Consider the following 23,447-nt stretch of genomic DNA (forward strand, 5'->3'; position numbering starts at 1 on the left):
ACTCATCACCTCTGCCTAGATAATATAAACAATTATGCTAATTATTCCAACAATCAGTAAGGCCAGACCCTTTATAACCAGCCTCCGTCTGAAAGCCGCCATGCATCCTGAAACAAAGCCGATGAACCCTAAGCCTGCACCTATATGCTGAATGATTTTGATTTCTGAAATGCTGCCGGTAATAAAGACTTGAAAACCTATGCAGCAGCCTCCAAAAATCAGTAAAAAGAAAGGGTTCTTCAGCTCTATTTTCACATCCTGCTGTTCCTTTTTGTCCATTTTTTTATAAGCATTTTTAAAGAAGAAAAAGGGAGCCACCCATATAAATATGATTACTATGGCCTGGAAGAAAAACATATGAACTCCTCTCGCCATTCTATTAATCTAACACCTCAAAATTATACCATATTCTAACAATAACAAAAAAAGCGCCCTCCAGTGGATAGGCGCCCTATAAAAAATACTTATGATAAATGCCGTATTTTGCTATTGATCTGTGTGCGCGGCTTCGCTTCCGGCACTTCTTCAGGATACCCTACGCCGAAAATACCAACGACATCGTAATCTTCAGGGACATTTAACGTCAGTCTGGCTTTCGCAGAAGTCCCAAGAGAAGACCAGAAAGTTCCCACGCCTGATTCCCACGCCATCAGCATAAAGTTCTGGATAAAGCAGGATACGGCAGCCATATTCTCTGTTCGTTCCAGAGCTGTTGCTCCATGTTTGGACAGAATCGCAAGCACAACGGGGGCACCGCCGAAATCGGTTTTATGATTCAGCTTAGCCCTTGTTTCCGGACCAGCAAATAATACTTCCCATGGCTCCGTCATTTTATGGTTGGGTGCCATGGTCGCAGCCTCCAGCCAGGTTTTAATTAAATTATGATCCACTTCATCAGATTTGAACTTTTTAATGTTGCGTCGTGTTGTAATGATTTTCTGTATATCCACTGTGTAATTCCCCTTTTTGTTTATTTACTATATATAATACTAGATTAATTGGATTTCATCTTTGAAAATTATTCGATGATCCCATTCTAAGTCTATAACATCCAGAAAAAATCAGTCTTAATAACTGTGAATAACAAAATTAAAACAAAGACCAAATGAATAATGGTCACCATATAAGCCCTGCGGTTTTCGGCATATTTCCACTCCATAAAAGCCCTGGCGCTTTCTGAAACACCGATAAAAACAAAGAGCAGGAACCATGGTTCTAAAAACCATAGCCACTCCATCGGATCCCTCGTCATGTTAAAAATGCCTCCGGCCAGGATAGCCACTAAAAACCCTATTCGAATGGTCCAATCCACCTTTTTATGTTTATTATTGATATGGTTATAAGAAAAAAATTTCTTTTTCTCAACCCTCAGCCATTTTCTTAAACCCAATTCGAAGAAATACATAGATGCTCCGACAATCGTGGCTAAAATCAATAACTTAGGCCCGAACATTGGATCCATTACATACATACCCTTCCCTCCTCCGCCTTTGCACGAACACTGTGTTCTCTTGTCTATTTCTACGGGTATAGAAGGAAAAAGTTCCCTTTAATCTATTGATGTTCCAGCTGCAGAAAAAATAAAAGCCGAAGAGGCAATCTCTTCAGCCTTGTTTCTCCAATTCAAGCAGAGCCTGCTTCATTTCAATGCCCCCGCGATAGCCGGTTATCGCACCATTTTTGCCGATGACACGATGGCACGGGACCGCGATTAACAGCGGATTGGCACCGATTGCTTTCCCTGCTGCCCTTACTGCCTGCGGCCTGTTGATTTTCTCTGCAATGTCCGAATAAGAGACTGTTTTTCCGTAGGGAATCTGTGCTAATGCCTCCCAGACGCCTTCTTGGAACGGAGTGCCTTTCACATCCAGGTTCATTGAAAAAACTTGTCTTCTTCCCAGCAGAAATTCCAGTATTTCCATCATGTATGGCTGCAATGCTTCTTTATTTTCCACAAGCACTGCAGCTGGAATATATTTTTTCAGCGATCTTTCAAAATCCTTAAATTCCGGGTCAGATCCAATATAGCAGAGACCCTTTTCTGTTTTCGCCAGGTACAGGCTCCATTCCCCTTCCTGCATGTTCGCCCATTCAATGTTCATTCTTCCGCTCCTCTCTTGTTTTATTTCTATATGCGGCAGGTGTTGTGCCCAGCTTCTTTTTAAATAAAGAGATAAAATAAGGGGTGCTGGGGAATCCTGCTGATGCACCGACATCGGCTATGGATTGCTCCCCGGACTTCAGCAGATGAACGGCTTTTTCGAGCCGAATATCCTGGATATATTCTGTAGGCGACTTCCCGGTGAGCCGCTTGAACACCCGCTGCAAATGATAGGGACTTCCATGAAACAAGTCCCCCAATTGATGTAAGGTAATTGGGTCTTTATAATGCTGATCGATCCACCCGGTTATTTGCTTAATCCATTCTTCTGCTGGCAGGCAGAGGCCATCCGGTTTACAGCGCTTGCACGGTCTGAAATTTTGCGCCAGTGCTTGAGACGCATTTTTAAAAATAGCGACATTGCCGATATTCGGGACTCTCGACCGGCACGATGGCCTGCAGAATATCCCTGTCGTTTTAACGCCATAAAGAAAGAGATCATCATAGGATTTGTCGCAATCCTTTATTGCAGTCCAATATTCTTTCGGAATCTGTTCATAATCCACATGCGCTCACCTCTGCTAAAAAGTATACACAAAAAAGATTCATCATCAGCGATTTCCAAAATATAAACGCAAGATAACGTAATCCTGAGGACTTACAATAAAGAAAAGGAGGAATCCAAATGAGCTGTCCATCTGTTAACTGGAAAGATGCTGAAAATGGCCTGGTGCTTTTCACTCCGTCTGAATTTAGCTTCTCCGAAAACCTGCGATACTTGTCACGATCAACAAATGAATGCCTTTATGAGATTTCCGGCGAGGCAATTAGACGCGCCATTTCTATCAGAGATGAAAAGCTGCTTCTTGAAATAAGCGGTGAGTCAGATCAGTTCCTGACCGTCAGGATTCATAAGCCTGTCACGCATCAAATGAAAGCGGAGATTGCAGAATATATCCATGATTGGTTTGACCTCGGAGCCAGTCTGACCCCATTTTATGAGATGGCACAAACAGATCCCTTGCTGAAAAAGCCTGCAGAGCAATTTTTCGGACTGAGAGTCATGGGAATTCCCGATTTATTCGAGGCTTTTGCCTGGGGAATCCTCGGGCAGCAGATTAACCTTACATATGCGTATACACTGAAGCGGAGGCTCGTTGAAATATATGGGGAGGCGCTGGAGTACGGAGGGAGTAAATACTGGCTCTTCCCTGCAGCAGAAACGATTGCCGGGTTAACCATCGAAGATCTGGCTGACTTAAAAATGACGGTGAAAAAGTGTGAATATCTCACTGAAGTGGCATGCTTAATTGCTAACGGCGAGCTTTCAAAAGAGGACCTGCTCAAAGGAGATGTAAAAGCTGCAGAAAGAAAACTAACGAGAATTCGCGGCATCGGCCCCTGGACCGCACACTATGTCCTCATGCGGTGCCTTCGCTTCCCGAACGCTTTTCCAATCGATGATGTCGGACTGCATAATGCGATTAAAGTGATCTTAGACTCAGAGAAAAAACCATCAAGAGAGGAAATTCTGACATATTCTGCTCGCTGGGAGAATTGGGAAGCATATGCTACTTTTTATTTGTGGAGAGTATTATATTAAATTATTTGCCAAAAAGCTGACGTGACCCGGAGCGACCGATAAAATTAGTTTCTGGCCGATATACTTTTGAAAATGACCGATAAAATAAAAAATCCGGCCGCTACCCTTACCCTTTTGGCCGATAACTGATAGAGGACAGGTTCCCCTGTCCTTTCTATGTCAGGAAAAAATATAGTGGTGTCATTACAAGAAATAGAGCCTGAAAAAAACACCCGCCTGCACAGCCAAGACAGCCCTCATCCGCCAGCTGCTCCCCTGCTTCATACATATTCTCGCCAACATCCCAGCCATTATCCTCTTCTTCATTATTCTTCTTGCTATTCTCCTTATCTTCCTGCAGTTGAATCATAGTATCCCCACTTTCCTGATATTACCCTAGAATAATAGTAAATTATTTTCCATAAAAAAGAAAAGGCCAGCACGGCCCTTTCTTCAGTACTTCTCCACAAGTATTCTTACATCAAGCTTGTAAATGAGATCAATCATCCGCGTCCCGATCATCTGGCAGATCACCGCATAAACAATAACCTTCCAGTCCACGACAACCCCTGTAAGCAAAAGCAGGCTGCCATTTATGTAAAATAATGTCCGTCCCGGCGCACTTCCTCTTGCTTTTGAAATGATTAACGCAAGGATATCCATGCCCCCTGACGATGCGCCCATCCGGAATAAAATTCCGACTCCTATTCCAAAGACTACAGCTCCAAGCAAAAGATCCAGTAGAACCGGATTCAGCGGTTCAGTTATGTATGGAGTCAGAATATCAATCGTAACCGAAGTAACCGAAACACAAAACAGCGTCCAGATCACACTGCTTTTTCCGAGCCATTTGGCTGCTGCCAGCAGCAGGCCCGCATTCAAAACCCACAATGTGACCGAATAAGGCGTGTCCACTATGTAATTGAATACGACCGCCAGACTCGCCGCGCCGCCGGACGGGATAAAATGCGGAAACAAGAAAAAGGTCATCGCCGCCCCCTGGATTGCTGCAGCGATTCCCAAAATGATAGACTTATATAGCAGGTACATAACAAATTCTCCTAACCTTTTTTCCTCACTCTATCTTATAATAAACTCACAAAATACGAAATGAAAGGTGTTCAATATGCCACACCAATTTGAAACAGAACGGCTTTTACTGAGAACGATGCAGCAGCAGGATCTTGATGCTGTATTTCAAATCTGGGGCAGCCCCGAGGTCATGAAATACTGCGGCGGCTCAAGTACAAAGGACCGGATTCAGCGGTCCATCGAATTTTACCGGCATCTGCAGGAAGAGAAGGGCTATTCCGTTTATGCTGTTTTGCTTAAAGAAACATCCAGCTTATTCGGGGTTTGCGGATTTAATCCGGGAGAGAGTGATGACGAAGCAGAACTCCTCTATCACTTGAGCCAGTCTTACTGGGGAAAAGGCTTTGCCGCTGAAGCTGCAGCAGCATCCGTCAGAAATTTGACTGAATCCTGCCCGAACATAAAGAAAATCATTGCCTCCATTGATCCGGCCAATCCTGCTTCCGGAAAAGTACTGACGAAAATCGGCATGAAATCAAAAGGAATGAAGTGGTTTGAGGACACCCAGCAGGAGGAGCTGTATTTTGAGATGGAGCTGGAGGGTTAGTATACAACCAATCCCTTTCAAATGCCGGCTGATGCCAAAAGAAAAGTTCTGAGTAAATTGTAGTTCTATTAACCAAAACTTCACTAGAACCCGTTCATAAACTTAATGGACCGGGGTTCTATTTTTTTATGTTCTGGTGAATTTAATCAGCAGAGTACGAAAATGAATACTATTTACCGACGAACAAAACAATGATCCATTTGGACGCTGTCCTGCTTAAATCAGTGTCTTTCCAGCCCTAGAATGGTTGATTAGCAAATGGATGACTCAATGTTTTTTATTTCGCCATTTGAATCAACACGATCTGTTCCTTGTTCACAATTCTCCTTGTTTTCCCATTCAATAATATATTTATTAAATTTTGCAGTTACTGAAATGATTTCAACATTCCCAATTTGTTTGGTGTGATAATCTATAACAATTGCTTTAGCTTGTTCCTCTGTAATTTTTGATTCTATGCTGCACCCATTTACTATTATTGATGTCATTGTGATAAAAATAATAAAGATTTTTTTCATATTATTTCCCTCCCTAACCAATACGACGCTTTTTCCACAATTAATGTTACTCAGTGTATTTATTGAACAAATCTGCTCTTCGTGAATATGCATCTCTTTTTGAAAAAAATGTATTACATTCTGCAATAATTCAAAAAAATAATAATCACACTGCCAAAATATACATTATTTAACATCCAGAAACTGGAGTGCTTTTTCCTATGAAACTATACAAGTTCCTCCGAATACATATATTTACAGATTAACTTTCATGAGTAAAATCAACCTGGAAAGTGGGTTTGTAAATGAAAAAGTGGCTTGTAGGTTTTGTAGTGGCTGGGGTTATCTTGGTTTTAGGCGCATGCAATAAAGAACTGTCAAAAGAGGAAGTAATCGCTGGACTTGAAGAACATGCAAGCGAAGTAGAGAATTATCATGCTGACATTGAAATAGGGGTAGATATTATTGATAAATCTTTAGATTCAACATTGCAGTCATCCGAAGCCATACTCAGAACGGATGTGAACGAGAAGAATATGGAAGGGTACGGTGTGGTAATGGGAAGTGCAAACGGCAGTTCCACAAATTCTGAGTATTATTTTACAAAAGATAAAGCGTATATAAACGCAAATAATCAGGGATGGCAGAAAGTACCGAACCAGGACCAAATCCGCCAAGACGATACTTTCTATAAAAATGTCGTTAAGATTGTTACATTGATTGCAGATAAAGTGGAAATGACCAAACAGGATGATTCCTATGTCTTTACCTTCAAAGGTAAAGATATAGACGTTTATCGAGCGTTTGAAGATCCATATTCTGTTAGTTTCACAGGAATTGAACAAGAAGAAGTGGAACATGATGTTAAGATTGTCATCAATGCCGAAACCTTTTATATTGAAGAACTGTCAAACACTTTAACAGGTGAAAAAGACAATACTGCAGTTATAATCGACATTAATCACGTATATAAAAACATGAATGAAATGGACAAAATTGAAGTTCCTAAGGAAATAATCGAAGAAGCTGCCTTATATAAAAAAGGTTCCAAAAATCTCTCTTGGAACCTTTTTCTTTTACTTTCATTATATATGCCAAAGCTCCATCCAAAAAAAACTTGGTACTCCATTTCGAGTACCAAGTTTTTTTAACAAATCGAATCCGTAGATTTCGGATTCTTCAATCCAAACAGCGGGCGGATGAATAACGCTACACCTGTTCCAAGCATGGCCATAATCGCCCATACCCAGCCGTGCAGGCTGAAGGATGCGATGCCGCCGAAGTAGGCGCCAATATTACAGCCGAACGCAAGGCGGGAACCATATCCCATCAGCAGTCCGCCGACAATCGCAGCACCAGCTACACCCGGCTTGATTTTTCCAGGCTTGAACGTTCCCTGTGATGCCGCTGAAATAAAAGCACCCAGGATGATGCCGAAGTTCATAACACTTGTAGAATCAGCAAGCACTGTATTTTTCAATGCCGCTAAGTTCGGATCTGATGCAAAGTATCCCCATGATGTTACATCGATTCCCATTGCCATCAGCGTTTTTCCGCCCCATAGCGCGAACGCGGATGTGATGCCCCAAGGCGTTCCGCGGACCGTCAGAGTCAGTGCATTCAGCAACGCAAGGACGATTGCTGCTGCGAACAATGGCCATGAGCCTCGCAGGATTTTTTTCCAGCCGGCCGTTGTAGGCAAAGCTTTCATCATTGGCGCTTTACGCTTTTTCGCGATTTGCAGGGTCACCCAATAAATCAATGCAAATAAAGCAAGCTGAACCACCAATGCCCCGCCATACCCGAGTCCAGTTGATGTCGCCAGTGAGATTGGCGGCAATGCCGGTGTTTCTTCCATCCAGAACGAGAAGTGGTACGCTCCAATCGTGGAACCCGCGATGAACGAAATCAGCGTCAGAATCATGGAGGATTGCCCTCCGCCTACAGAATACAAAGTGCCGGATGCACAGCCATTCCCAAGCTGCATCCCGATTCCAAAAATAAAGGAACCAAACAGCACGCTTACTCCTACAGGAGACACATACCCTTTAGGCTCAATTCCTGTAAAACTGAAGCCTGTGCTTAAAATAATCGCAAACAATGTGGAAGCAACTGCGAGCATCAGCATATGTGCCTGCAGTCCCTGCCCGTTTCCTACACTGGCAAAGCGTCTGAAGGCAGACGTAAAGCCGAACCGGGCATGAAGCAAGGTCATACCGAGTGCAATTCCAATAATAAATAGAACTCCCTGTGTCATGTTCGCTGTATTTATTATAGAGATGAACAAAATGAGAGCTGCAAGAACACCAGCTGCAACAAAAGGCTTTTGAATCGGATTTAAGTTTGAAACAACTGTTGTTGGTGCTGAAATCCATGATTTATTTTTCATTTCAACTTGAGCCAACCTCATTCACTCCTTTTCTTATCTTTTTAGTCGGATTAAAGTGTTATTTTATACTATATTTTTTTAAAAGTAAATGGTGAATTTTTCTCCAGTCCGAAGATTTCCTGATATAATTATATCTTTGGAGAGTCATAATTTTACAGACAGGAAAGGAAAGGATATCTTTGCTTAAGCGGTTTAAATGGCCATCGTGGGCAATATTTTGCATCTTCATTGCAGGCATCTATTATTTTATCAGCTCTGGAGCTGACACCAGCCTTCAGGCTTTTTCCAGAACAGAAACCACATCCCCTGAAGCATTCCCCGGATTAAACCTGGAAACGCGGACAAAGGAAACGAAATCTTATACCCTTGCAATCAGTACACCAATAACTGAAATTGAAAATTTGAACAAACCTATGAAAGAGTGGATTCAGGCTCAAGAAAGGGATTTCCTTGAACTTGTGCAGGCAAACCGGCAGGTGCTGGACAGCGAAGATTTCCGTGCCCATCTTAATATCAAGGCGGATCCGAAAAAAGTTTCCGATACTATGTACACCCTGGTATTTGAAGCTTACCAGTATACTGGCGGCGCCAATGGGCAGGCCGCGGTCAAAACGTTCACGATCGACCTTGCGAATCAGAAAATGGTGCAGCTTGCAGATGTCATCCATATGGATGAGGATTCCCTGACAACGCTCAGAACGATGATAAAAAACCAAATTGGCCAGAAGGAAGAGCTCCAGGACTATCTGTTTAATGACCTGCTGGACGAAGCGCTGAAAAATCCGTCGAGCTGGAAATGGTCACTGAGCGGCAAGAATTTTACGCTTTATTTTAACGAATATGAAATTGCGGCAGGCGCAGCCGGAGCGGTCAAGGTGAAAATTCCAATCGAACAGATTCGTCCCCTCTTAAAGGATGAAATTGCCCTGCATTTGAAGCTCCCTGACATCCAGCTGCCTGAACCCGAAGTCGAAGAACAGAAAGCAGCTCCACTTGATCCAAACGGCAAGTATATTGCTCTTACCTTTGATGATGGGCCACACCCGAAAGTCACACCGCTTATATTGGATATTTTAAAAAAGCATAATGCAAAGGCTACCTTTTATATGCTTGGCAGTCAGGCGCAATTCTATCCGGCACTCGCAAGCCAGGTGGCTGAAGAAGGCCATGAAATCGGAAATCACAGTGACAGCCATGCGGACCTTTCATCCCTTGGCGAAAAAGAAATTCGCAAAGAAATGGAAGAAGCCAGCGCCAAAATCAAGGAAGCAAGCGGACAGCTTCCCGCAACCGTCCGCCCGCCTTATGGCGCCTTGAATGAAGATGTGAAAAAAATTGCCGGAATGGCCCATACACCGCTTATTCTGTGGTCGGTGGATTCATTGGACTGGAAAACCCTCAATGCCTCGGCTATTCAAAAAATCGTGAAGGCCAATGCTGTGCCAGGCTCCATCGTCTTGATGCACGATATCCATAAGTCAACTGCTGAAGCACTTCCAGACCTGCTGACCTACCTGGAAAAAGAGGGCTACGAATTCATTACCGTCTCCCAGCTTCTATCTCTGCAGGAACAGGAAGTGACCGGTACGTTTTTTGGAAAAAGATCATAAGCATTCAGCTAGACGCTCAGGGTTTTCCTGAGCGTTTTGTATTATGCGCCTGTCCCCTTTTCATAAAAGGGAATGGTGCTGCCATCCGCCGTGGGCTAAAACTCCAAATAAAGTTTTTAGGAATAAAATTTTCCAGCAAGCGAAAGTTAATAATATTTATGTCTTTACGAAGGGGTAACCCGCAATGGATCGATTTATTAATGAAATAAAAGCAGAGCTTGGGAACAACGGAGATTTTCATCTTCAAAGGGACTACCTTGCGGATGCTGCCGTGATGCTGCTGGGGTTTAATACACTCATCGATTTTATTAAAACGAGAACTGTGCTTCACAAGCAGGCGGAGAGTATCCTTTTGCAGAATCAGCCTACTGAGGATTTATGGCGGGCCATAGGGGAAGTGTTTGAAGGGGATGTCCAAAAAGCCATTTCATCCATATATGAAGGCAAACTGGTAATCCATTTTGAAAACACCGACCGTTTTATCATTATGGAGCCTGTATCCGCTATGCTCGATCGTTCGATTGATTCACCCACAAATGAAAATGTTATTCAAGGGGCATTGGATTCCTTTACAGAAGGAATCGATACTAATATCGGCATCGTCCGAAAACTCATGAATTCGGACGAAATCAGAATCGACTCTTTTTTAGCCGGCCGCAGCCGCAAAAACAAATTATCCTTGCTGTATTTAGACGGCCAAGCGGATGTGAATCTGGTTAACAGCATTCGTGATCATATTGAAAAAAATATCCAAATGGAAGCATGTGATCTGCAGGGACTTGCCAAAATGCTGGGGTTTCCGTCTTGGAATGCTATTTCAAAGTTTAATACGACTGAGCTGCCCCATCATGCGGTTCAGAATCTGAAAAAAGGAAAAGTCGTTCTGTTCGCAGATCGATTGCCTTTTGCTCTCATTCTCCCAAGTCTGTTCTGGGATATGTTTGCTATTGAAAATGACCGGAATTTTCCTCTTCCTATTATGTTTGCCATTAGGATTATCAGAATCATCGGCATTCTGGTGACGCTGATCAGTCCTGGGCTTTATGTGGCTTTGGTCTCAGTCAATCCTGAAGTATTGCAGATTCAGCTTGCTTTATCAGTTGCCCAAAGCCGTGAGGGGGTTCCCTATCCGGCTTTGGTAGAAATTATTCTCATGCTTGTCATTCTTGAATTAATCCTGGAAGCAAGTGTAAGGCTGCCGAAATCCATTGGGCCCACCATTACAATGGTCGGAGGAATTATCCTGGGACAGGCTGCCGTGGAAGCAAAATTAGTCAGCAATCTGCTGATCATCATTCTTGCCGCCACAACCATTGCCAATTCAACCATCGTCGGATTTCAGAATGCTGTCTCCATTCGGCTGTTCAAATACGCCATTGTGCTTCTGGCGGCAATATTTGGCATCTTAGGGCTGGTTGCCGGCTTGGTTTTCATTTGCGCTTACCTGGCAAGCCTCAATACCTATGGAAAGTCCTATCTCTACTTAAATGTAAAAGGGAATGAAAGCAATGGCAGATAAAAGTTTGCATGTCATGCTGATGTACATCATCAGCCATTTGGGCCTGATTTTCTTTATGTATCCAGGCAATGTGATTTCTAGTACAGAACAGGGCCACTGGCTTCCTGTTCTGGTCGGCGTGATCATTCATTTCATTTTCATTTCTATTTATATGAAGGGACTAAGCTATTTTCCAAAAAAAGATATTATTCGCATCTATGCAGGGATTGGGAAAGGGACAGCTGTCTTCTTTATTGCCCCGGTTTTCTTATATTTCGGCATGATATTATTGATTACGCTCCGGGCTTATGCCGAAATTATTACCATCGTCTTTTTATCAAACACTCCTTTATGGGCCATCATGCTTTTATTGATATCTATTTCGACCTATATAGCAGCCAGAGGAGTTGAAACCATTTTTCGCACAGGGCTTCTCCTATCCCTTTTATTTCTTCCCATTATCATCTTTATTTTCTTTACTTCTTTCCAAAACGTGGATTGGAGGTACATAGTTCCTTTAGATGCAGATCTCGGATTCCTTATAAAAAGAACATACCTGGAAAGCTTTTTTGCTTTTTCCGGAGGCTTTCTGTTTCTCGGCTTTGTCCAGCCTTATTTCTCCTACGACAGAAAATATGTATTATGGGCTGCCGCATTCCTTATTCCCTTTTTCCTTTTTTCAGTCTATATTCCAGTCCTGACTTTTGGGCAGGCCACCTCAGCTACAACCTTCCTTCCATATGTTGTAGCCGTGGATGCCATCAATATTAATTGGCTTATGTTCGACAGGGTCACAATGTTTTTCTTGTTAAGCCTCATCTCCTTTGTAATGCTTTACCTTGCTCTTGTGTCCTGGAAAGCAATTCGAATCTTAAGTCATTACCTCCCTTCCATTAAACCGGTAAAATTGTTGCTTGCCCTATCTGCCGCAGTCTATTTTTCATGTTTTTTAATCCCGGATTGGAAAGATGTCGAGAAATTATTTTGGTGGAATACGTTTCTGAGGTTCTACATTTTAATAGCCATTCCATTTTCAATTTATTTCTTTGGACGCCGCATGAAGAGGAAGGATAAAGATGAATCCATTTAATCTAAAATCTAAAGCACCTATTACTGTTTGTCTGCTTTTGACAATGATGACTTTAACCGGCTGCTGGGACATCAGAGATATCAATCATCGGACTCTTCCTGTTGTCCTTGGCATTTCTACTGTTGAAGACGATCAATACAAGGTTTTTCTTAAAATCCCTGAACCTGTGGAAGGGTCTATGGAAGTGAGGATCGTATCCGGAACGGGGAAGACCATTTCCCATGCGGTAGATGTCATCAGCCGAAACATGGAAACCAGCGTAGATCTGCTTCATGTAAAAGTCATCATGATAGAGCGGAAAACAGCGGAGAAAGGCATGAAAGACATCATCGCCGGTTTCATGAGATCACGGGAGGTATCACCAAAAGCACTAGTCACGATTTGTGACCAGAACATGGATGAATTTTTTTCGATACTCTCAGAATCAAAGAATCTTAAAGGAACCAACATGTTCGATTATTTTGAAAAAAATGCAGGCTGGAATCCGGAGATTGCCCTTACAAGGATATGGGAAGTCTACCGCAGCATCCATTCCTATACACGAGATGTAGCTATCCCCCTGATTGTGACGGGAGAAACGACAACTTACGAACAAGCAGGCTCTGCCGTTATTAAAAACGGAAAGATGGTGGAGCAGATCAGTAATGACGAAACCCTGCTATTCAATGCCTTTAATAATGAAAGCACCCATGGACAAATTGAAGTTCTGAATCACGCAAGCGTCATGATCATCGGCAACTCCATGGACCACCATACAGACTTGACTGATAAACAGCCTTTTTTGGAAAGCCGGATCAACCTAAAGGTTGTCATCCTTGAAACAAGAGGCAACACATCCAGTGCCATGATCAAGAAAGAATTGAGCCACCTCCTCTCAAGCCGATTCAGCAGTATGTTAGCCACACTCCAGGAAAGCGAAGCAGACATTCTCGGCTTAGGCCAATTGTATCGCACTAAAATCGACCGAAAAGAGCTGAAAAACTGGCGGTCCATTTACTACCCAAACTTGAAATCTGATATCCAATTCAAGATAGACATCCAAAATGAAGGGTACTTAAGAACAACCTGATGGGACAGTGAAGCTGTCCCTTTTCAGGTCAGGCGGGAATAGCATGATAATTTTGCTAAAATGAGGGGAACCAATCGGTTGCGGTTGCGCTGCTCGTCGTCGATCTTCCATTCTGATGAGCCTTATTTTGCCTGATTAATACCGCTCGCTGCCGGTTTTTCCAACTAATGGGTTCTGTTCTGCCTGATTAATGCGGCTCGCTAAACTATTTATCTCGATTAGTACCTCTCATGTATTCAAACTCTTATGCCAAATGTGCATTCCATCCAATTCGCTTTGCTCACCCTAACTCCCCAGGCGGCAGATCCCCAAACTTCCCAATCTCCTTCATAAACGCCAGCCGTACCGTCCCAATCGGCCCATTCCGCTGTTTGGCGAGAATAATCTCAATCGTATCCTTGCGGTCGGATTCCTTATAGTAATAATCATCACGGTATAAAAACGCTATCACATCTGCATCCTGCTCAATCTGCCCGCTCTCCCGCAAATCTGAAAGCATCGGCCGCTTGTCCTGCCTGCTTTCCACGCCCCTGCTCAGCAGCCTTAAGTTTGTAATCGCTTCTCCAGCACGATCTTATGCAGTCCTTTTTCATCGGTATAAGTTTCAATCACATCAAATCCATGCTTAATATTCAAAATCAGCATGCCTCTCCATTTGTTCATCGTTTTTGTCCGGACCAGCTTATACCCCATTTCTTTTAGATATTCATGCTGCTTTTCCATTAGCATGGAAGCAAGGCCCTTTCCCCTGTATTCAGGATCCACTCCGCCCAACCAACTATAAAAGGTCTCCTCATCAAGGGGGTATCCCATTTTATATCCAATCACTTTTTCTCCATCCATAGCTGCCTGCACCAGCAACTGAGGTTTGCTTTTCATCTTACTGACTAATTCTTCAGAATCGCCGAATATGTTCCTGTGAAGTTGCAGGATTCCTTTTAAAACATCATCCCCTGGCATTGAATAAAAGATATTTAATTTCATATGTCCCTCCCGCTTAGAAAGCTCCTCTCCTTTAAATATAGCAGTTTTATACTACCGCCACCCTCTGCTATTAGTTTATTACAGGCATCAAGTCTTAGGTCCTCTCTATCATTTTGAATATTTTAAATATTTTATATTTTTAATACCGAAACAAGATTGTATAATTTACCAGAATGCTAGAATTAAGGGAGGCGAAATAAGTTGAGGCAATTGAAAAAGTCTTTTATCTTCTTTGTTACATTGATTTTAATGACCATTTCTTCTGCGGCTTATGCAGAAAAGCCGGGTCTTGAAGATTTCCCGGAACCCGCAGATGTACAGTCCTGGGAGCTTCCTGAGGACATGACCTGGGAAGATTACCGGCCGGTGCCGGGAATTGACTGGCGTACGGCTGATATTGAACCTGAAAGAGTATTACGGGGAGCGCTTGTCATTGTCGATTTTCCTGACCGGGAGTTTATTTTAAGTCAGCCGGAAGGATCTGAAGTGGCAGGCAACCCTATTGGCACCGGCAATATTCCGCGGGATGAAATCGGCCAGTTCTGGGTGGATTTCCTGAACAAGCCGCAGCCGCTGAATAATCATCGGACCATCAATGAATATTGGAGAGAAAATTCATATGGCAAATGGGCTGTTGAACTGGATTCATTCGGAACCTATCGGATGGACCACAATGAATTCCAGTACGGACTGAACGAATTCGGACAGCAGGTCAATATGCCGGGAGAGTACCAGGCAAAAAATTTAAGAACTGAAGCAATGGAAAAGGCGCAAGCCGATATCGCCGCTTCAGGCAAAAATTACGATTTCACCTTCATCCTGCATGCCGGATATGATGAGTCAGGTGTCTGGCAGGAATTTGGGGAAATGATGTTCCAGACAGCAGAAGATGTGGCGAAGGAATTCGGTCCGCCTTTTGAAGGATTTCCGAATTCCGCCAATACCCGCTATGTCCCTTGGACTTCGTGGCTTGCCGCGAAAAGCATCTGGTCCAGTGCAAGCCGGGGCGTTTCCATCCAGGGTGAAAACGATGGAATGGGAACCTTCGCTCATGAATTTGGCCATATTATGAATTTGGGGGATAACTACAACAATCCATATGGAAAGCCTGTTTCCCGCTCCTATTCCGGACCTTGGGAATTAATGAGCCGGGGAAGCTTTAATGGTCCTGCAGGGCCTCATACACGCTGGATGGTGCTCCCTACACTAGGCGGATCAGCGCCGGCGCATCACATGCTCCGAAACAAAATCAAGCAAGGCTTCTTATCGGAAGATCAGTACTTGAACATCAGCCGGGAGGAATTGGCTCAATCCGGACCTGTGTTTACTGATATCCTGGCACGTTCGGTACCGGCCGGTGAAGAGTTTGGCCGCAATGCCCTTCACGGCATCAACATCAGCATGGAAGATCTGACGCCAAAAAATTCACTTGAGGACGACTGGCGTGCGGACATGCAGCGCGGGGAAAAGTGGTACAACAACTATACCGTGGAAGTGGTGGACCGTGTAGGATTTGACTCGTTCACTCCAGATTCCGGCGTTCTTCTTGCCAAAACCAAAAATTCGGAAGCAGCACCAAACATCTGGGTCATCGACTCTCATGCAGAAGACATTAACCAGGTTGACTTTAAACGTCCTGACGGAACAGAAGCTATGTATTCAAAAGGGGATTACAGACAGCTTTCCGATTCCCTCTTCAAAGCAGGCACAGCAGATGGGGTTGTCAGCGAATATAAGGACGAGCATAACCGTCTTCACTTTTACATTTTAAATAAAAAGCTTGATAACGAAGGAGCCCTCTCCTATCGTGTCGCCGTCCGCCATATGGATGAGTCCGGCCCGACCGCAAGAGGCGTCTCAGCTGAAAACAGCAAAGTCCAATTTGCCGCTCCCGGCAAGGTGGCAGCCTATTCCTTCAAGGTAACCAATACGGGCAATGCTGCAGATCTTATCCGCCTTAATGCCAAGACGGAAGCCGGCTGGGAGCTCATGCTTGAGCATAATGTGATTGAAGTGCAAGCCGGTGAAACAGTGGAAGTTCCAGTTTACGTGAAAATTCCAAAAACCAAGCCTGTACCGACAAGCCTAACATTTACAAGCACCTCTGAAACCGATCCTGCCAAAACGGATACTGTTACAAGACGTGTTGGCCCGGGTGCGGGGAAATAAATGATTAAAAAAGGGACAGGCCCGCCTGTCCCTTTCCATTTGCCTACTCTCTTTCATGCAATTGGCTCTTATAAAACTTTAAAAATCCCACAAACACCATGACAGCGCCAATCGTATTGCACGCTACTCTGATCCAATTGATCATCAGAAACTCCCTTGCGGTCTGTTTCAGAAATTCCACTGAATGAACACTCTGCCCCTCAATAAACATAATTTCATTCCGCGGCCATTCAAATAGCATGGAGATGAGCCCCAGGAGAATCATGACAAGAATACTTCCCAGAACCCAGCGGCGTGCAGATTTTATTTTCCATACCAAAACCAGCGCGCCAGCCCCAGTGACCCAGCTCGCTAACCCAAGCGGCGGGAAAAACGTATGGGGACTCGCGACCTCCATAAAATCCATAGAGACATCAAATGATTCCGGCACGTTATGAAAAATATTCGGATACACCATAAATACCTCCAGTATAAAAGCTCCCAGCATAATAAAGGTGATCCATAAATATGAAACCATAAAGAAATACGTCAGTTTTTGCTTCATTGCTTTTCCTCCTTCATCTTTTGTTTCTTCTTATACTGCCAGGCAGGTACCATCACTGCGGATAAGGCAGCCAGATAAAACGGCAGAAATTTAATCCCCACTGGCTGATCGAATAAATAGAAACTAATGATTCCAATTAGATTAGATAAAATAACTCCGGCTGTTAATCCGCCGGCTGCTCCAGCCAATATCCAAACCAGCAGTCCTCTGTTTTTTTCTTTGGAGCGAACAGACTCATGCGGCGCCTTCCATATCTTTCGGACCGCAGCCGCGCCTGCCCCAAGAAACAGTACTCCCGCAACCGGATGAAACGCTCCAAGCCAGCTGATTTTCCAGCCCAGATTGGCTGTGAAATACATGGCAAAGAGCAGCAGAAAAACGACTATCATCTCCTTATAAATCCGCTTAAAAAATCCTCCTGCCAGTGCACTCAGCATCATCAGTACCGGAATGGCATAGCCAAACAAATGTACAAACATTTTATGGGCGGCCCATTTGGACGGGTCCCCAAAGATCGACATACCCGCAAGCAAAAACTGAACCAGCAGGCAGCCCAGATAAACCAAGCCCAATCCTATATAACTATTTTCAGCCAATGTTCTTTTTGGCATTTTCTTTCGTCCCCTCTCCTGTTTTCTTTACAAAACCCATTCTAAGCGGGGGTTCTAACAGCACTCTTATCAATTTCTTACAGAATTATTAAATCCGGCAATAAAAAAAGAACGCATAGAAAATCTATACGCTCTTACCGTTTAAATCGATAGCCCACGCCCCAAACCGTTTCGATATAGTCCGGTTCAGATGGGTCTTTTTCAATTTTCTCCCTCAGCCTTCTGATATGAACTGTCACAGTTGTGACATCCCCATAGAAATCAAATCCCCAAACCTGCTCGAGCAGATGCTCTTTGCTGAAGACCTGGTTCGGGGAGGTAGCCATGAACAGCAGCAGGTCGAACTCTTTGGCCGTAAGGATTCTCTCTTGATTGCCCGCAAATACTTTCCGTGTACCCGGCTGAATCAGCAAATCCCCAATCCTGATGTCTTCATCCTTGCCGGGACCGCTGGAGGTAAGCCTGTCATAACGGGCTATATGCGCCTTCACCCTGGCGATCAATTGATTGGGATTAAAAGGCTTGGCAATATAATCATCCGCTCCCCTGCCCAATCCCCGGATCATATCAATGTCCTCATTTTTTGCCGTCACCATAATAATGGGTATCTCTGAAACCTCCCTGATTTTCCTGCAGACTTCATAGCCGTCCATATCCGGAAGCATCAGGTCCAATAGCACCAGCCGATAGGCGTTTGTTTTTAAGCGTTCCAGCCCTTCCTGACCCGTTGCCGCAATATCTGCCTCATACTGGTTCAATTCCAGGTAATCCCGTTCGAGCTCAGCAATACTAAGCTCGTCTTCAATGATTAAGATTTTTTCCAATCATCTTCCCCCCTTTTTTAACGTAAAAAAGATACTAAGCCCCTTTCCGGCTCCGCCACTTGCCCAAACGGTCCCCCCGTGGCCTTCGATGATTTTTTTTACAATCGCAAGACCCAGCCCGCTGCCGCCTGTGGCAGAATTCCGGGAGACATCCGTACGGTAAAAGCGGTCAAATAAATGAGGCAGCTCGTCGTGTGAAACGCCAGCACCATTATCCTGAATTTCAACCGTGACGTCCTCCGCTTTTGACGACAGCCTGACCACTAATTCTTTCTTTTCTTCCTTCATGTATTTCAAGCTGTTCTGCACAATATTGCCAACCACGCGATTCAATTTCTCCCTGTCAGCCTGCACCCGATACGATTGATTCGGCTCGCACTCAAGACGGAGACTGACAGGCTGTCCCGCCAGATTAAACCGAAGCTCCTCGAGGTAATCATCAAAATAGGACGCTAAATCCAGCTCCCTCAAATCATAAGGAACATTCGGCAAATCAAGCTTGGAATACAATAAAAGCTCCGAGATCAAAGCTTCCATATCATCCGCCTTCTTTTCAATCGTGCCCAAATATCGTTCCATCTTTTCCGGCGTATTCGCCACACCATCTGCCAGGCCGCGGACATAGCCCTTAATGCTCGTTAAAGGGGTTTTTAAATCATGGGAAATGCTTGCAATCAATTCCTTCTGATTCTCTTCATACTGCTTTTGCATAGCTGCGGCTTCCTTCAATCGGCTTCTCATGCTTTCAAACGCCATGGCCAGCTCGTTCAATTCATCCTTGTTCCCGGAAACCTCTATTTCTGTATCCAGATCTCCTCTGCTGATATCATTCGCCGACTGCTTCAGCCGGAGAAGCGGAGCAATGATGCTTTTCGAAACAAGGAAAGTCAGGATTCCATTGGTCAAAATCAGCACCCCGACCAGCAGATAAATCCGAATCGACCGGAAAAATTCAAGATCCTCCTGATCCACTGAACCTTTCACAGGATAGAACAATACATACCCAATGACCATTTCCAGCAGCAGAAATAAAACAACAGGAAGCAGCACCATCCCTATATTCGATAAAATCAATCGTTTTTTTATGGACATCCAGTCACCCCGGTTTTGTATCATAATAGCCGGATTGAACCAGCTTGATAATCTTGAAAAAAGTATAAACAAAGATTCTAACCAAAACATTATATAGTTATTACAAAATTCTTAACAGGTGGTTTTTTTGCAGAGGGGCGGTGTACGGAATTTTTTCAGGTTAACAACGGGGTTCTGACTCTGACTGCAGGCTTCCTGCCTTTTGTGTCAGAAGGTGGACCAGGTTCTGACTCTATCTCGCGCTTTCCTGTCTTTTGTGTCAGAAGGTGGACCAGGTTCTGACTCTATCTCGCGCTTTCCTGCCTTTTGTGTCCGAAGTTAGACCAGGTTCTGACTCTATCTCGCGCTTTCCTGCCTTTTGTGTCTGAAGTTAGACCAGGTTCTGACTCTATCTCGCGCTTTCCTGCCTTTTGTGTCCGAAGTTGCCCCAGGTTCTGACTCCACGATTCGGATTTTCGCTTTTTGTGTCCGAAGCTCCCCCAGCTCCTTGGGTTTAATAAAAAAAGTGCACAGATTCATTCTGCACACCAGCTCCCCGCCTTACACCAACCCTATTTATTTTTGCCTTCCATTTTAAAAAGGGCTTGATCCAGCTTTTCTTCTATTCGCTTTAATCTGTCGTTTCTTCTCTTGAAAATAAAAAAGAAAATGACAAGGATCCCAGGAATAGTCAATAAAAAGGCAAAAGCCAAAAGCTGAAATAAAATATCGCCGGCATTCAATCCGGCCAGAGCAAATGTGAACAAATTCATGATGGTTCCCCTTTTCGGGATGCCATGGTTAGGGTATATAACTGCCTGAGGGATACTACTAGAGCAAAAACAGCCAAAGCATTGGTCACGGAAAAGAAATCTATGTCCGCTAACATGTTCCTGATCATTAAAACTATCGCTATCACTGAAATAATAATGGCCGAGTAAAAATCAAACCTGCTGGTATTTTCTTTCAAAACCAGTTCCCCCTTTCGATAGTTTACGATTATACAGAAGGGAAAGTTTCATTTTCGGCCATAAAAAGGGACAGGTTCATTGTCCACCATCCCCTGGGACAGTAAACTATTTCTCTTTTAACATTGAATACTTACGATAAGCTTTATAGAAACTGATGCAGAAGAACACAGCCATAAAGACTGGAAGCAGCCTTAAAAGGACAAATGGAGTCTCAAATAAAAAGGCTTTCCAAAATAATGCACCCTTCATACTCCAAAGACCTTCGGCTAAATATAAGCCCGAATCCTTGTAAATCATATACGAAAAAGACAATAACAGTATCCCCAAACCAGATGAATACCCCATCAGCCTTCTATAATAATGACTCTGTGATTGGCGATCCGAGAAGATTTGACTTTGTCCATCATCCTCTTTTTGCCAATATCGAATTCCGCCAAGCCATGGCCCACTTATATAAACCCAGCCGAAATCTTCATATAACCCTTTGTAACCTTCAAACTTTTTCTTTGAAAAATAATCTTGATAATCGAGCCGCATCACATATTTCTTGTCTGTTTTTTCGAAAGTGTATATGCCCAATCCGCTAATATTTGTACAGCGATAGCCTTTTTGCAATTGCTCGTTCAGCCAGCGCTCCTCTTTTTCAATATCAAAAAACATCTTAAATTTCTTCATTCGATTCACTTCCTTCGTACAGGGATAAAATATGCAGCAGCCTCTTTTGTTCGATTTTCAAAATTTCGCTTCCTTCCGCAGTAATCATATAAACTTTTCTCCGGCCTGACTCTCCAACAGGTTCAATCCAGCCATGCTTATTCAAGTTCTCAATCGCACCGTATAATGTACCAGCCGCTAAACTAACAGTGCCGTTACTTATCTCGTCTATCTTCTGCATCACGGCATAGCCATGGAGCGGCTCACGCAGAGCTAATAAAATATAATGCATGGTTTCAGACAGCGGTAATAATTTATGTTTCATCTTCTCATCCTCTATTCAGTTCAGCTATATAGTTCAACTTAACAATAAGATAATACAGTTCAACTGAATAGTCAACGAAATTTTAAAATAAAACTAAAAAAGCCGCTTTCCTTAGGGCAAGGGAAAGCGACTTTTAACCGCTAGTGAAAGAAGAATAAAGGCAAAAATACCATCAATCTCTATCAGCAGCCGTTGGAGGCTGTTCAAACCAGCCTCTCTCAATCATGATTTTTGCAGCACTCTGGACAAAATGTGAATTTTTCATTGTTGCCTTCAAATAAACCATCCCTACATCGCGCCGGCCATTGACTGCCACTGAATTTCCGAATGCTCTAAGTTTTATTGAAAACATATCCATCTTATGGAAGAGCATGATTTTATCAGAAAAAGGCGAGAAAGTGGAATTGGTTATTAAGTCATCCAGATAAGGTGGTGAAGGCAAATCTTCTTCATGCAGTTTTTGCCTATAACTTTCAATATTCGTGGTGGTAATTTCTTTTCCCTTCTCAAACAATTTACGTATCTTTTCATCCTTGGCCACTTGGGCAAATGCCATAATGAGTGCCTTACTTGTCACATTATTTTCAATATTATCGTAAAAATGGGGGATTTCCATTGCATGCAAAGGGCGTTTATCTCCAAGGTAGCCGGTTAAAAAATCTTTATGCACAAATTCCGCTTTCTCAGGAACTGGAATCAATGGGGGTTTAATGATCAGCCCTTTATGTATTAATATCTCTTTGATCTGCTCCATTAAATCCATGGCGGAATCCATACAATGCCTAAAAAATTCCTTTACGTCCTTTCTGTACATAAGAGGGATGGCAATACTATAAATACTCAATCCTGCTTTTGCCGCATACTTTAAATAGTGGACATAAAATTCATCCATAAACAGTCTGGGAGCACCTAAATTTACATCCTCTTCCGTAAAACCATTAGGAATAGGAAATCCTTCTTTCTTGAAAATACCTTTAATAGTCTCCATAAATTCTTCTGACAGCTGTAAGGCATTTTCCAATAAGCTTTTAATGTCCTTATCTTCAACATGCTGCAGAAAATATTTTAAAAAACATGATGCCATACTGTTTCCCATATATGTAGCCCAAAGCTTGCCCATTTCGGCTGATGTTAATTTTTCTGAGCTATCCGGATTATGAGAACTTAATTTAATTGGTTTAATTTTTTTCATGACAATCCCTTCTTTTTTACTTACTATCTCCTTCCTTTAAATTCGTATACTTTAAATTTCGTCAAAATTAAAGCTGCTATTTGGGGAGAAGGGCAGCTGTCAAGCAAAAAACTAATTGGAACAATAATACGAAACTTATTTAAAGGAGAAACCGTACAAATAGTTAAAGGAGTCGCTGCAGGGGCTTTTTGAAAGACCTTTGCAGCAGGAGAGGGAAAGTAACCCGATTTTCACACACTTACCTAACTCAGCACTAGTGATAAACTTTAAGAAATTCTGCTGATTTTAGAAAAATGAATGGAGGAATTCCAATATGACAAGTACCGCTCTATTTATCATAGCTATGGCATCTATAGTTATATGGATATCATTATCCATAGAGCTTATGAAGCCTTCCAAGGAACAGAATGGCCGCAAAATAGTTATTTTAACTGCTGCAGGTTCTTTATCCACTATAGTTTTAACCATTCCACTTTTTCAAAATATCTCTTTTTAAGAAAAAGGAAATTTAGTATTGTACACTTCAAATGGATACCGCTGTTCATGCCACAATGAAGGCTCAATCCTTATATAAATAAAGGGAGATGCCGATTCTGATGGATCTTCAACTCCCAAACTTTAACTGAT

At 43.1% G+C, this 23,447-nt stretch carries 28 protein-coding genes and 1 pseudogene; 9 read left to right on the forward strand and 20 right to left on the reverse strand.

The genetic code is table 11. The features are described from left to right. Positions 1-15: 15 nt before the first annotated feature. From BK139_RS07625 to BK139_RS07645, 5 genes are all read right to left on the reverse strand, one after another. The gene (locus tag BK139_RS07625) at positions 16-357 is read right to left on the reverse strand and encodes a hypothetical protein (protein ID WP_076257751.1); all 342 of its coding nucleotides are present in this window, start codon (positions 355-357) and stop codon (positions 16-18) included. Between the two features lie 107 nt (positions 358-464). Then, positions 465-950: a nitroreductase family protein gene (locus BK139_RS07630; RefSeq protein ID WP_076257752.1), complete on the reverse strand. Its 486-nt coding sequence runs from the start codon at positions 948-950 to the stop codon at positions 465-467. Positions 951-1,042: 92 nt separating this feature from the next. Next, positions 1,043-1,471 (reverse strand): DUF4181 domain-containing protein, encoded by a 429-nt coding sequence (locus tag BK139_RS07635; RefSeq protein ID WP_076257753.1) that lies wholly within the window; start codon positions 1,469-1,471, stop codon positions 1,043-1,045. Between the two features lie 133 nt (positions 1,472-1,604). Beyond that, positions 1,605-2,102: a methylated-DNA--[protein]-cysteine S-methyltransferase gene (locus BK139_RS07640; RefSeq protein WP_076257754.1), complete on the reverse strand. Its 498-nt coding sequence runs from the start codon at positions 2,100-2,102 to the stop codon at positions 1,605-1,607. Next, positions 2,092-2,667: a bifunctional transcriptional activator/DNA repair enzyme AdaA gene (locus BK139_RS07645; protein ID WP_076257755.1), complete on the reverse strand. Its 576-nt coding sequence runs from the start codon at positions 2,665-2,667 to the stop codon at positions 2,092-2,094. Before BK139_RS07645 ends, BK139_RS07640 begins: the two co-directional genes overlap by 11 nt. A gap of 119 nt (positions 2,668-2,786) precedes the next feature. Here BK139_RS07645 and BK139_RS07650 point away from each other — a divergent pair, with 119 nt between their 5' ends. Beyond that, on the forward strand, positions 2,787-3,704 hold the full coding sequence (locus tag BK139_RS07650) for a DNA-3-methyladenine glycosylase family protein (protein WP_076257756.1): 918 nt from the start codon (positions 2,787-2,789) through the stop codon (positions 3,702-3,704). Between the two features lie 154 nt (positions 3,705-3,858). Here BK139_RS07650 and BK139_RS07655 read toward each other — a convergent pair whose 3' ends face one another. Next, the gene (locus BK139_RS07655; RefSeq protein WP_076257757.1) at positions 3,859-4,053 is read right to left on the reverse strand and encodes a hypothetical protein; all 195 of its coding nucleotides are present in this window, start codon (positions 4,051-4,053) and stop codon (positions 3,859-3,861) included. Between the two features lie 83 nt (positions 4,054-4,136). Next, positions 4,137-4,733: a YitT family protein gene (locus tag BK139_RS07660; protein WP_076257758.1), complete on the reverse strand. Its 597-nt coding sequence runs from the start codon at positions 4,731-4,733 to the stop codon at positions 4,137-4,139. Positions 4,734-4,809: 76 nt separating this feature from the next. On the opposite strand from BK139_RS07660, the gene BK139_RS07665 reads away from it, so the two are divergent. After that, on the forward strand, positions 4,810-5,322 hold the full coding sequence (locus tag BK139_RS07665; RefSeq protein ID WP_076257759.1) for a GNAT family N-acetyltransferase: 513 nt from the start codon (positions 4,810-4,812) through the stop codon (positions 5,320-5,322). Between the two features lie 251 nt (positions 5,323-5,573). Here the strand turns inward: BK139_RS07665 and BK139_RS07670 are convergent, their stop codons facing one another. Beyond that, a complete protein-coding gene (locus tag BK139_RS07670; RefSeq protein WP_076257760.1) occupies positions 5,574-5,840 on the reverse strand; it encodes a hypothetical protein in 267 nt (88 codons plus the stop codon). A 284-nt stretch (positions 5,841-6,124) separates the two neighbouring features. Here BK139_RS07670 and BK139_RS07675 point away from each other — a divergent pair, with 284 nt between their 5' ends. After that, the gene (locus tag BK139_RS07675; protein WP_076257761.1) at positions 6,125-6,970 is read left to right on the forward strand and encodes a DUF6612 family protein; all 846 of its coding nucleotides are present in this window, start codon (positions 6,125-6,127) and stop codon (positions 6,968-6,970) included. On the opposite strand, the gene BK139_RS07680 is transcribed toward BK139_RS07675, so the two are convergent. Beyond that, the gene (locus BK139_RS07680; protein ID WP_175609076.1) at positions 6,967-8,208 is read right to left on the reverse strand and encodes a YeeE/YedE family protein; all 1,242 of its coding nucleotides are present in this window, start codon (positions 8,206-8,208) and stop codon (positions 6,967-6,969) included. The two genes, BK139_RS07675 and BK139_RS07680, sit on opposite strands and share 4 nt — an antisense overlap. A 179-nt stretch (positions 8,209-8,387) precedes the next feature. Here BK139_RS07680 and BK139_RS07685 point away from each other — a divergent pair, with 179 nt between their 5' ends. The 4 genes from BK139_RS07685 (at position 8,388) to BK139_RS07700 (ending at position 13,475) form a co-directional block, all read left to right on the forward strand. Continuing rightward, a complete protein-coding gene (locus BK139_RS07685; protein WP_076257763.1) occupies positions 8,388-9,818 on the forward strand; it encodes a polysaccharide deacetylase family protein in 1,431 nt (476 codons plus the stop codon). Between the two features lie 184 nt (positions 9,819-10,002). Further along, positions 10,003-11,337, forward strand: coding sequence for a spore germination protein (locus BK139_RS07690; RefSeq protein ID WP_076257764.1), 1,335 nt, complete (start codon positions 10,003-10,005; stop codon positions 11,335-11,337). After that, positions 11,327-12,406 (forward strand): GerAB/ArcD/ProY family transporter, encoded by a 1,080-nt coding sequence (locus tag BK139_RS07695; protein WP_076257765.1) that lies wholly within the window; start codon positions 11,327-11,329, stop codon positions 12,404-12,406. Before BK139_RS07690 ends, BK139_RS07695 begins: the two co-directional genes overlap by 11 nt. Then, a complete protein-coding gene (locus tag BK139_RS07700) occupies positions 12,393-13,475 on the forward strand; it encodes a Ger(x)C family spore germination protein (RefSeq protein WP_076257766.1) in 1,083 nt (360 codons plus the stop codon). The genes BK139_RS07695 and BK139_RS07700 overlap by 14 nt, the downstream gene beginning before the upstream one ends. A 280-nt stretch (positions 13,476-13,755) precedes the next feature. Here the strand turns inward: BK139_RS07700 and BK139_RS07705 are convergent. Together BK139_RS07705 and BK139_RS07710 are read right to left on the reverse strand one after the other, a co-directional pair. Continuing rightward, positions 13,756-14,022, reverse strand: a pseudogene (locus tag BK139_RS07705) (DnaB-like helicase C-terminal domain-containing protein); the annotation flags it as partial. Then, positions 14,019-14,459, reverse strand: a complete 441-nt coding sequence (locus tag BK139_RS07710) for a GNAT family N-acetyltransferase (protein WP_076257767.1) — start codon at positions 14,457-14,459, stop codon at positions 14,019-14,021. The gene BK139_RS07710 and the pseudogene BK139_RS07705, both read right to left, overlap by 4 nt. A gap of 201 nt (positions 14,460-14,660) precedes the next feature. Between BK139_RS07710 and BK139_RS07715 the strand changes: the two genes are divergently transcribed. After that, positions 14,661-16,628: a M6 family metalloprotease domain-containing protein gene (locus tag BK139_RS07715; protein ID WP_076257768.1), complete on the forward strand. Its 1,968-nt coding sequence runs from the start codon at positions 14,661-14,663 to the stop codon at positions 16,626-16,628. 43 nt (positions 16,629-16,671) lie between these two features. On the opposite strand, the gene BK139_RS07720 is transcribed toward BK139_RS07715, so the two are convergent. The 9 genes from BK139_RS07720 to BK139_RS07765 form a co-directional block, all read right to left on the reverse strand. Continuing rightward, a complete protein-coding gene (locus BK139_RS07720; protein ID WP_076257769.1) occupies positions 16,672-17,172 on the reverse strand; it encodes an anthrone oxygenase family protein in 501 nt (166 codons plus the stop codon). After that, positions 17,169-17,783, reverse strand: a complete 615-nt coding sequence (locus BK139_RS07725; protein ID WP_076257770.1) for a DUF5957 family protein — start codon at positions 17,781-17,783, stop codon at positions 17,169-17,171. Before BK139_RS07725 ends, BK139_RS07720 begins: the two co-directional genes overlap by 4 nt. A gap of 134 nt (positions 17,784-17,917) precedes the next feature. After that, positions 17,918-18,607, reverse strand: coding sequence for a response regulator transcription factor (locus tag BK139_RS07730; RefSeq protein WP_076257771.1), 690 nt, complete (start codon positions 18,605-18,607; stop codon positions 17,918-17,920). After that, positions 18,608-19,699 (reverse strand): sensor histidine kinase, encoded by a 1,092-nt coding sequence (locus BK139_RS07735; protein ID WP_076257772.1) that lies wholly within the window; start codon positions 19,697-19,699, stop codon positions 18,608-18,610. Positions 19,700-20,250: 551 nt separating this feature from the next. After that, entirely contained in the window at positions 20,251-20,451 is a 201-nt protein-coding gene (locus BK139_RS07745; protein WP_076257774.1) for a hypothetical protein, read from the reverse strand. Beyond that, a complete protein-coding gene (locus BK139_RS07750; protein WP_076257775.1) occupies positions 20,448-20,648 on the reverse strand; it encodes a hypothetical protein in 201 nt (66 codons plus the stop codon). The genes BK139_RS07745 and BK139_RS07750 overlap by 4 nt, the downstream gene beginning before the upstream one ends. A gap of 106 nt (positions 20,649-20,754) precedes the next feature. Then, positions 20,755-21,324 (reverse strand): DUF2812 domain-containing protein, encoded by a 570-nt coding sequence (locus BK139_RS07755; RefSeq protein WP_076257776.1) that lies wholly within the window; start codon positions 21,322-21,324, stop codon positions 20,755-20,757. Next, positions 21,311-21,628: a PadR family transcriptional regulator gene (locus tag BK139_RS07760; protein WP_076257777.1), complete on the reverse strand. Its 318-nt coding sequence runs from the start codon at positions 21,626-21,628 to the stop codon at positions 21,311-21,313. Before BK139_RS07760 ends, BK139_RS07755 begins: the two co-directional genes overlap by 14 nt. Before the next feature lie 172 nt (positions 21,629-21,800). Next, positions 21,801-22,820: a DUF3231 family protein gene (locus BK139_RS07765; RefSeq protein ID WP_076257778.1), complete on the reverse strand. Its 1,020-nt coding sequence runs from the start codon at positions 22,818-22,820 to the stop codon at positions 21,801-21,803. Between the two features lie 313 nt (positions 22,821-23,133). Here BK139_RS07765 and BK139_RS07770 point away from each other — a divergent pair, with 313 nt between their 5' ends. After that, positions 23,134-23,316, forward strand: a complete 183-nt coding sequence (locus BK139_RS07770; protein ID WP_076257779.1) for a hypothetical protein — start codon at positions 23,134-23,136, stop codon at positions 23,314-23,316. The last annotated feature ends 131 nt before the right edge of the window (positions 23,317-23,447 follow it).

Source organism: Paenibacillus sp. FSL R5-0490, assembly GCF_001956215.1.
GTDB lineage: Bacteria > Bacillota > Bacilli > Bacillales > Cytobacillaceae > Cytobacillus.

Bases quoted from the DNA above. Each gene is read 5' to 3' on its own strand.
- BK139_RS07735 (WP_076257772.1), bottom strand. From the start codon at position 19,699: ATGTCCATAAAAAAACGATTGATTTTATCGAATATAGGGATGGTGCTG.
- BK139_RS07625 (WP_076257751.1), bottom strand. From the start codon at position 357: ATGTTTTTCTTCCAGGCCATAGTAATCATATTTATATGGGTGGCTCCC.
- BK139_RS07700 (WP_076257766.1), top strand. From the start codon at position 12,393: ATGAATCCATTTAATCTAAAATCTAAAGCACCTATTACTGTTTGTCTG.
- BK139_RS07770 (WP_076257779.1), top strand. From the start codon at position 23,134: ATGACAAGTACCGCTCTATTTATCATAGCTATGGCATCTATAGTTATA.
- BK139_RS07650 (WP_076257756.1), top strand. From the start codon at position 2,787: ATGAGCTGTCCATCTGTTAACTGGAAAGATGCTGAAAATGGCCTGGTG.
- BK139_RS07745 (WP_076257774.1), bottom strand. From the start codon at position 20,451: ATGAATTTGTTCACATTTGCTCTGGCCGGATTGAATGCCGGCGATATT.
- BK139_RS07720 (WP_076257769.1), bottom strand. From the start codon at position 17,172: ATGAAGCAAAAACTGACGTATTTCTTTATGGTTTCATATTTATGGATC.
- BK139_RS07760 (WP_076257777.1), bottom strand. From the start codon at position 21,628: ATGAAACATAAATTATTACCGCTGTCTGAAACCATGCATTATATTTTA.
- BK139_RS07695 (WP_076257765.1), top strand. From the start codon at position 11,327: ATGGCAGATAAAAGTTTGCATGTCATGCTGATGTACATCATCAGCCAT.
- BK139_RS07710 (WP_076257767.1), bottom strand. From the start codon at position 14,459: ATGAAATTAAATATCTTTTATTCAATGCCAGGGGATGATGTTTTAAAA.
- BK139_RS07690 (WP_076257764.1), top strand. From the start codon at position 10,003: ATGGATCGATTTATTAATGAAATAAAAGCAGAGCTTGGGAACAACGGA.
- BK139_RS07765 (WP_076257778.1), bottom strand. From the start codon at position 22,820: ATGAAAAAAATTAAACCAATTAAATTAAGTTCTCATAATCCGGATAGC.
- BK139_RS07635 (WP_076257753.1), bottom strand. From the start codon at position 1,471: ATGTATGTAATGGATCCAATGTTCGGGCCTAAGTTATTGATTTTAGCC.
- BK139_RS07660 (WP_076257758.1), bottom strand. From the start codon at position 4,733: ATGTACCTGCTATATAAGTCTATCATTTTGGGAATCGCTGCAGCAATC.
- BK139_RS07665 (WP_076257759.1), top strand. From the start codon at position 4,810: ATGCCACACCAATTTGAAACAGAACGGCTTTTACTGAGAACGATGCAG.
- BK139_RS07640 (WP_076257754.1), bottom strand. From the start codon at position 2,102: ATGAACATTGAATGGGCGAACATGCAGGAAGGGGAATGGAGCCTGTAC.
- BK139_RS07655 (WP_076257757.1), bottom strand. From the start codon at position 4,053: ATGATTCAACTGCAGGAAGATAAGGAGAATAGCAAGAAGAATAATGAA.
- BK139_RS07670 (WP_076257760.1), bottom strand. From the start codon at position 5,840: ATGAAAAAAATCTTTATTATTTTTATCACAATGACATCAATAATAGTA.
- BK139_RS07675 (WP_076257761.1), top strand. From the start codon at position 6,125: ATGAAAAAGTGGCTTGTAGGTTTTGTAGTGGCTGGGGTTATCTTGGTT.
- BK139_RS07680 (WP_175609076.1), bottom strand. From the start codon at position 8,208: ATGAAAAATAAATCATGGATTTCAGCACCAACAACAGTTGTTTCAAAC.
- BK139_RS07755 (WP_076257776.1), bottom strand. From the start codon at position 21,324: ATGAAGAAATTTAAGATGTTTTTTGATATTGAAAAAGAGGAGCGCTGG.
- BK139_RS07725 (WP_076257770.1), bottom strand. From the start codon at position 17,783: ATGCCAAAAAGAACATTGGCTGAAAATAGTTATATAGGATTGGGCTTG.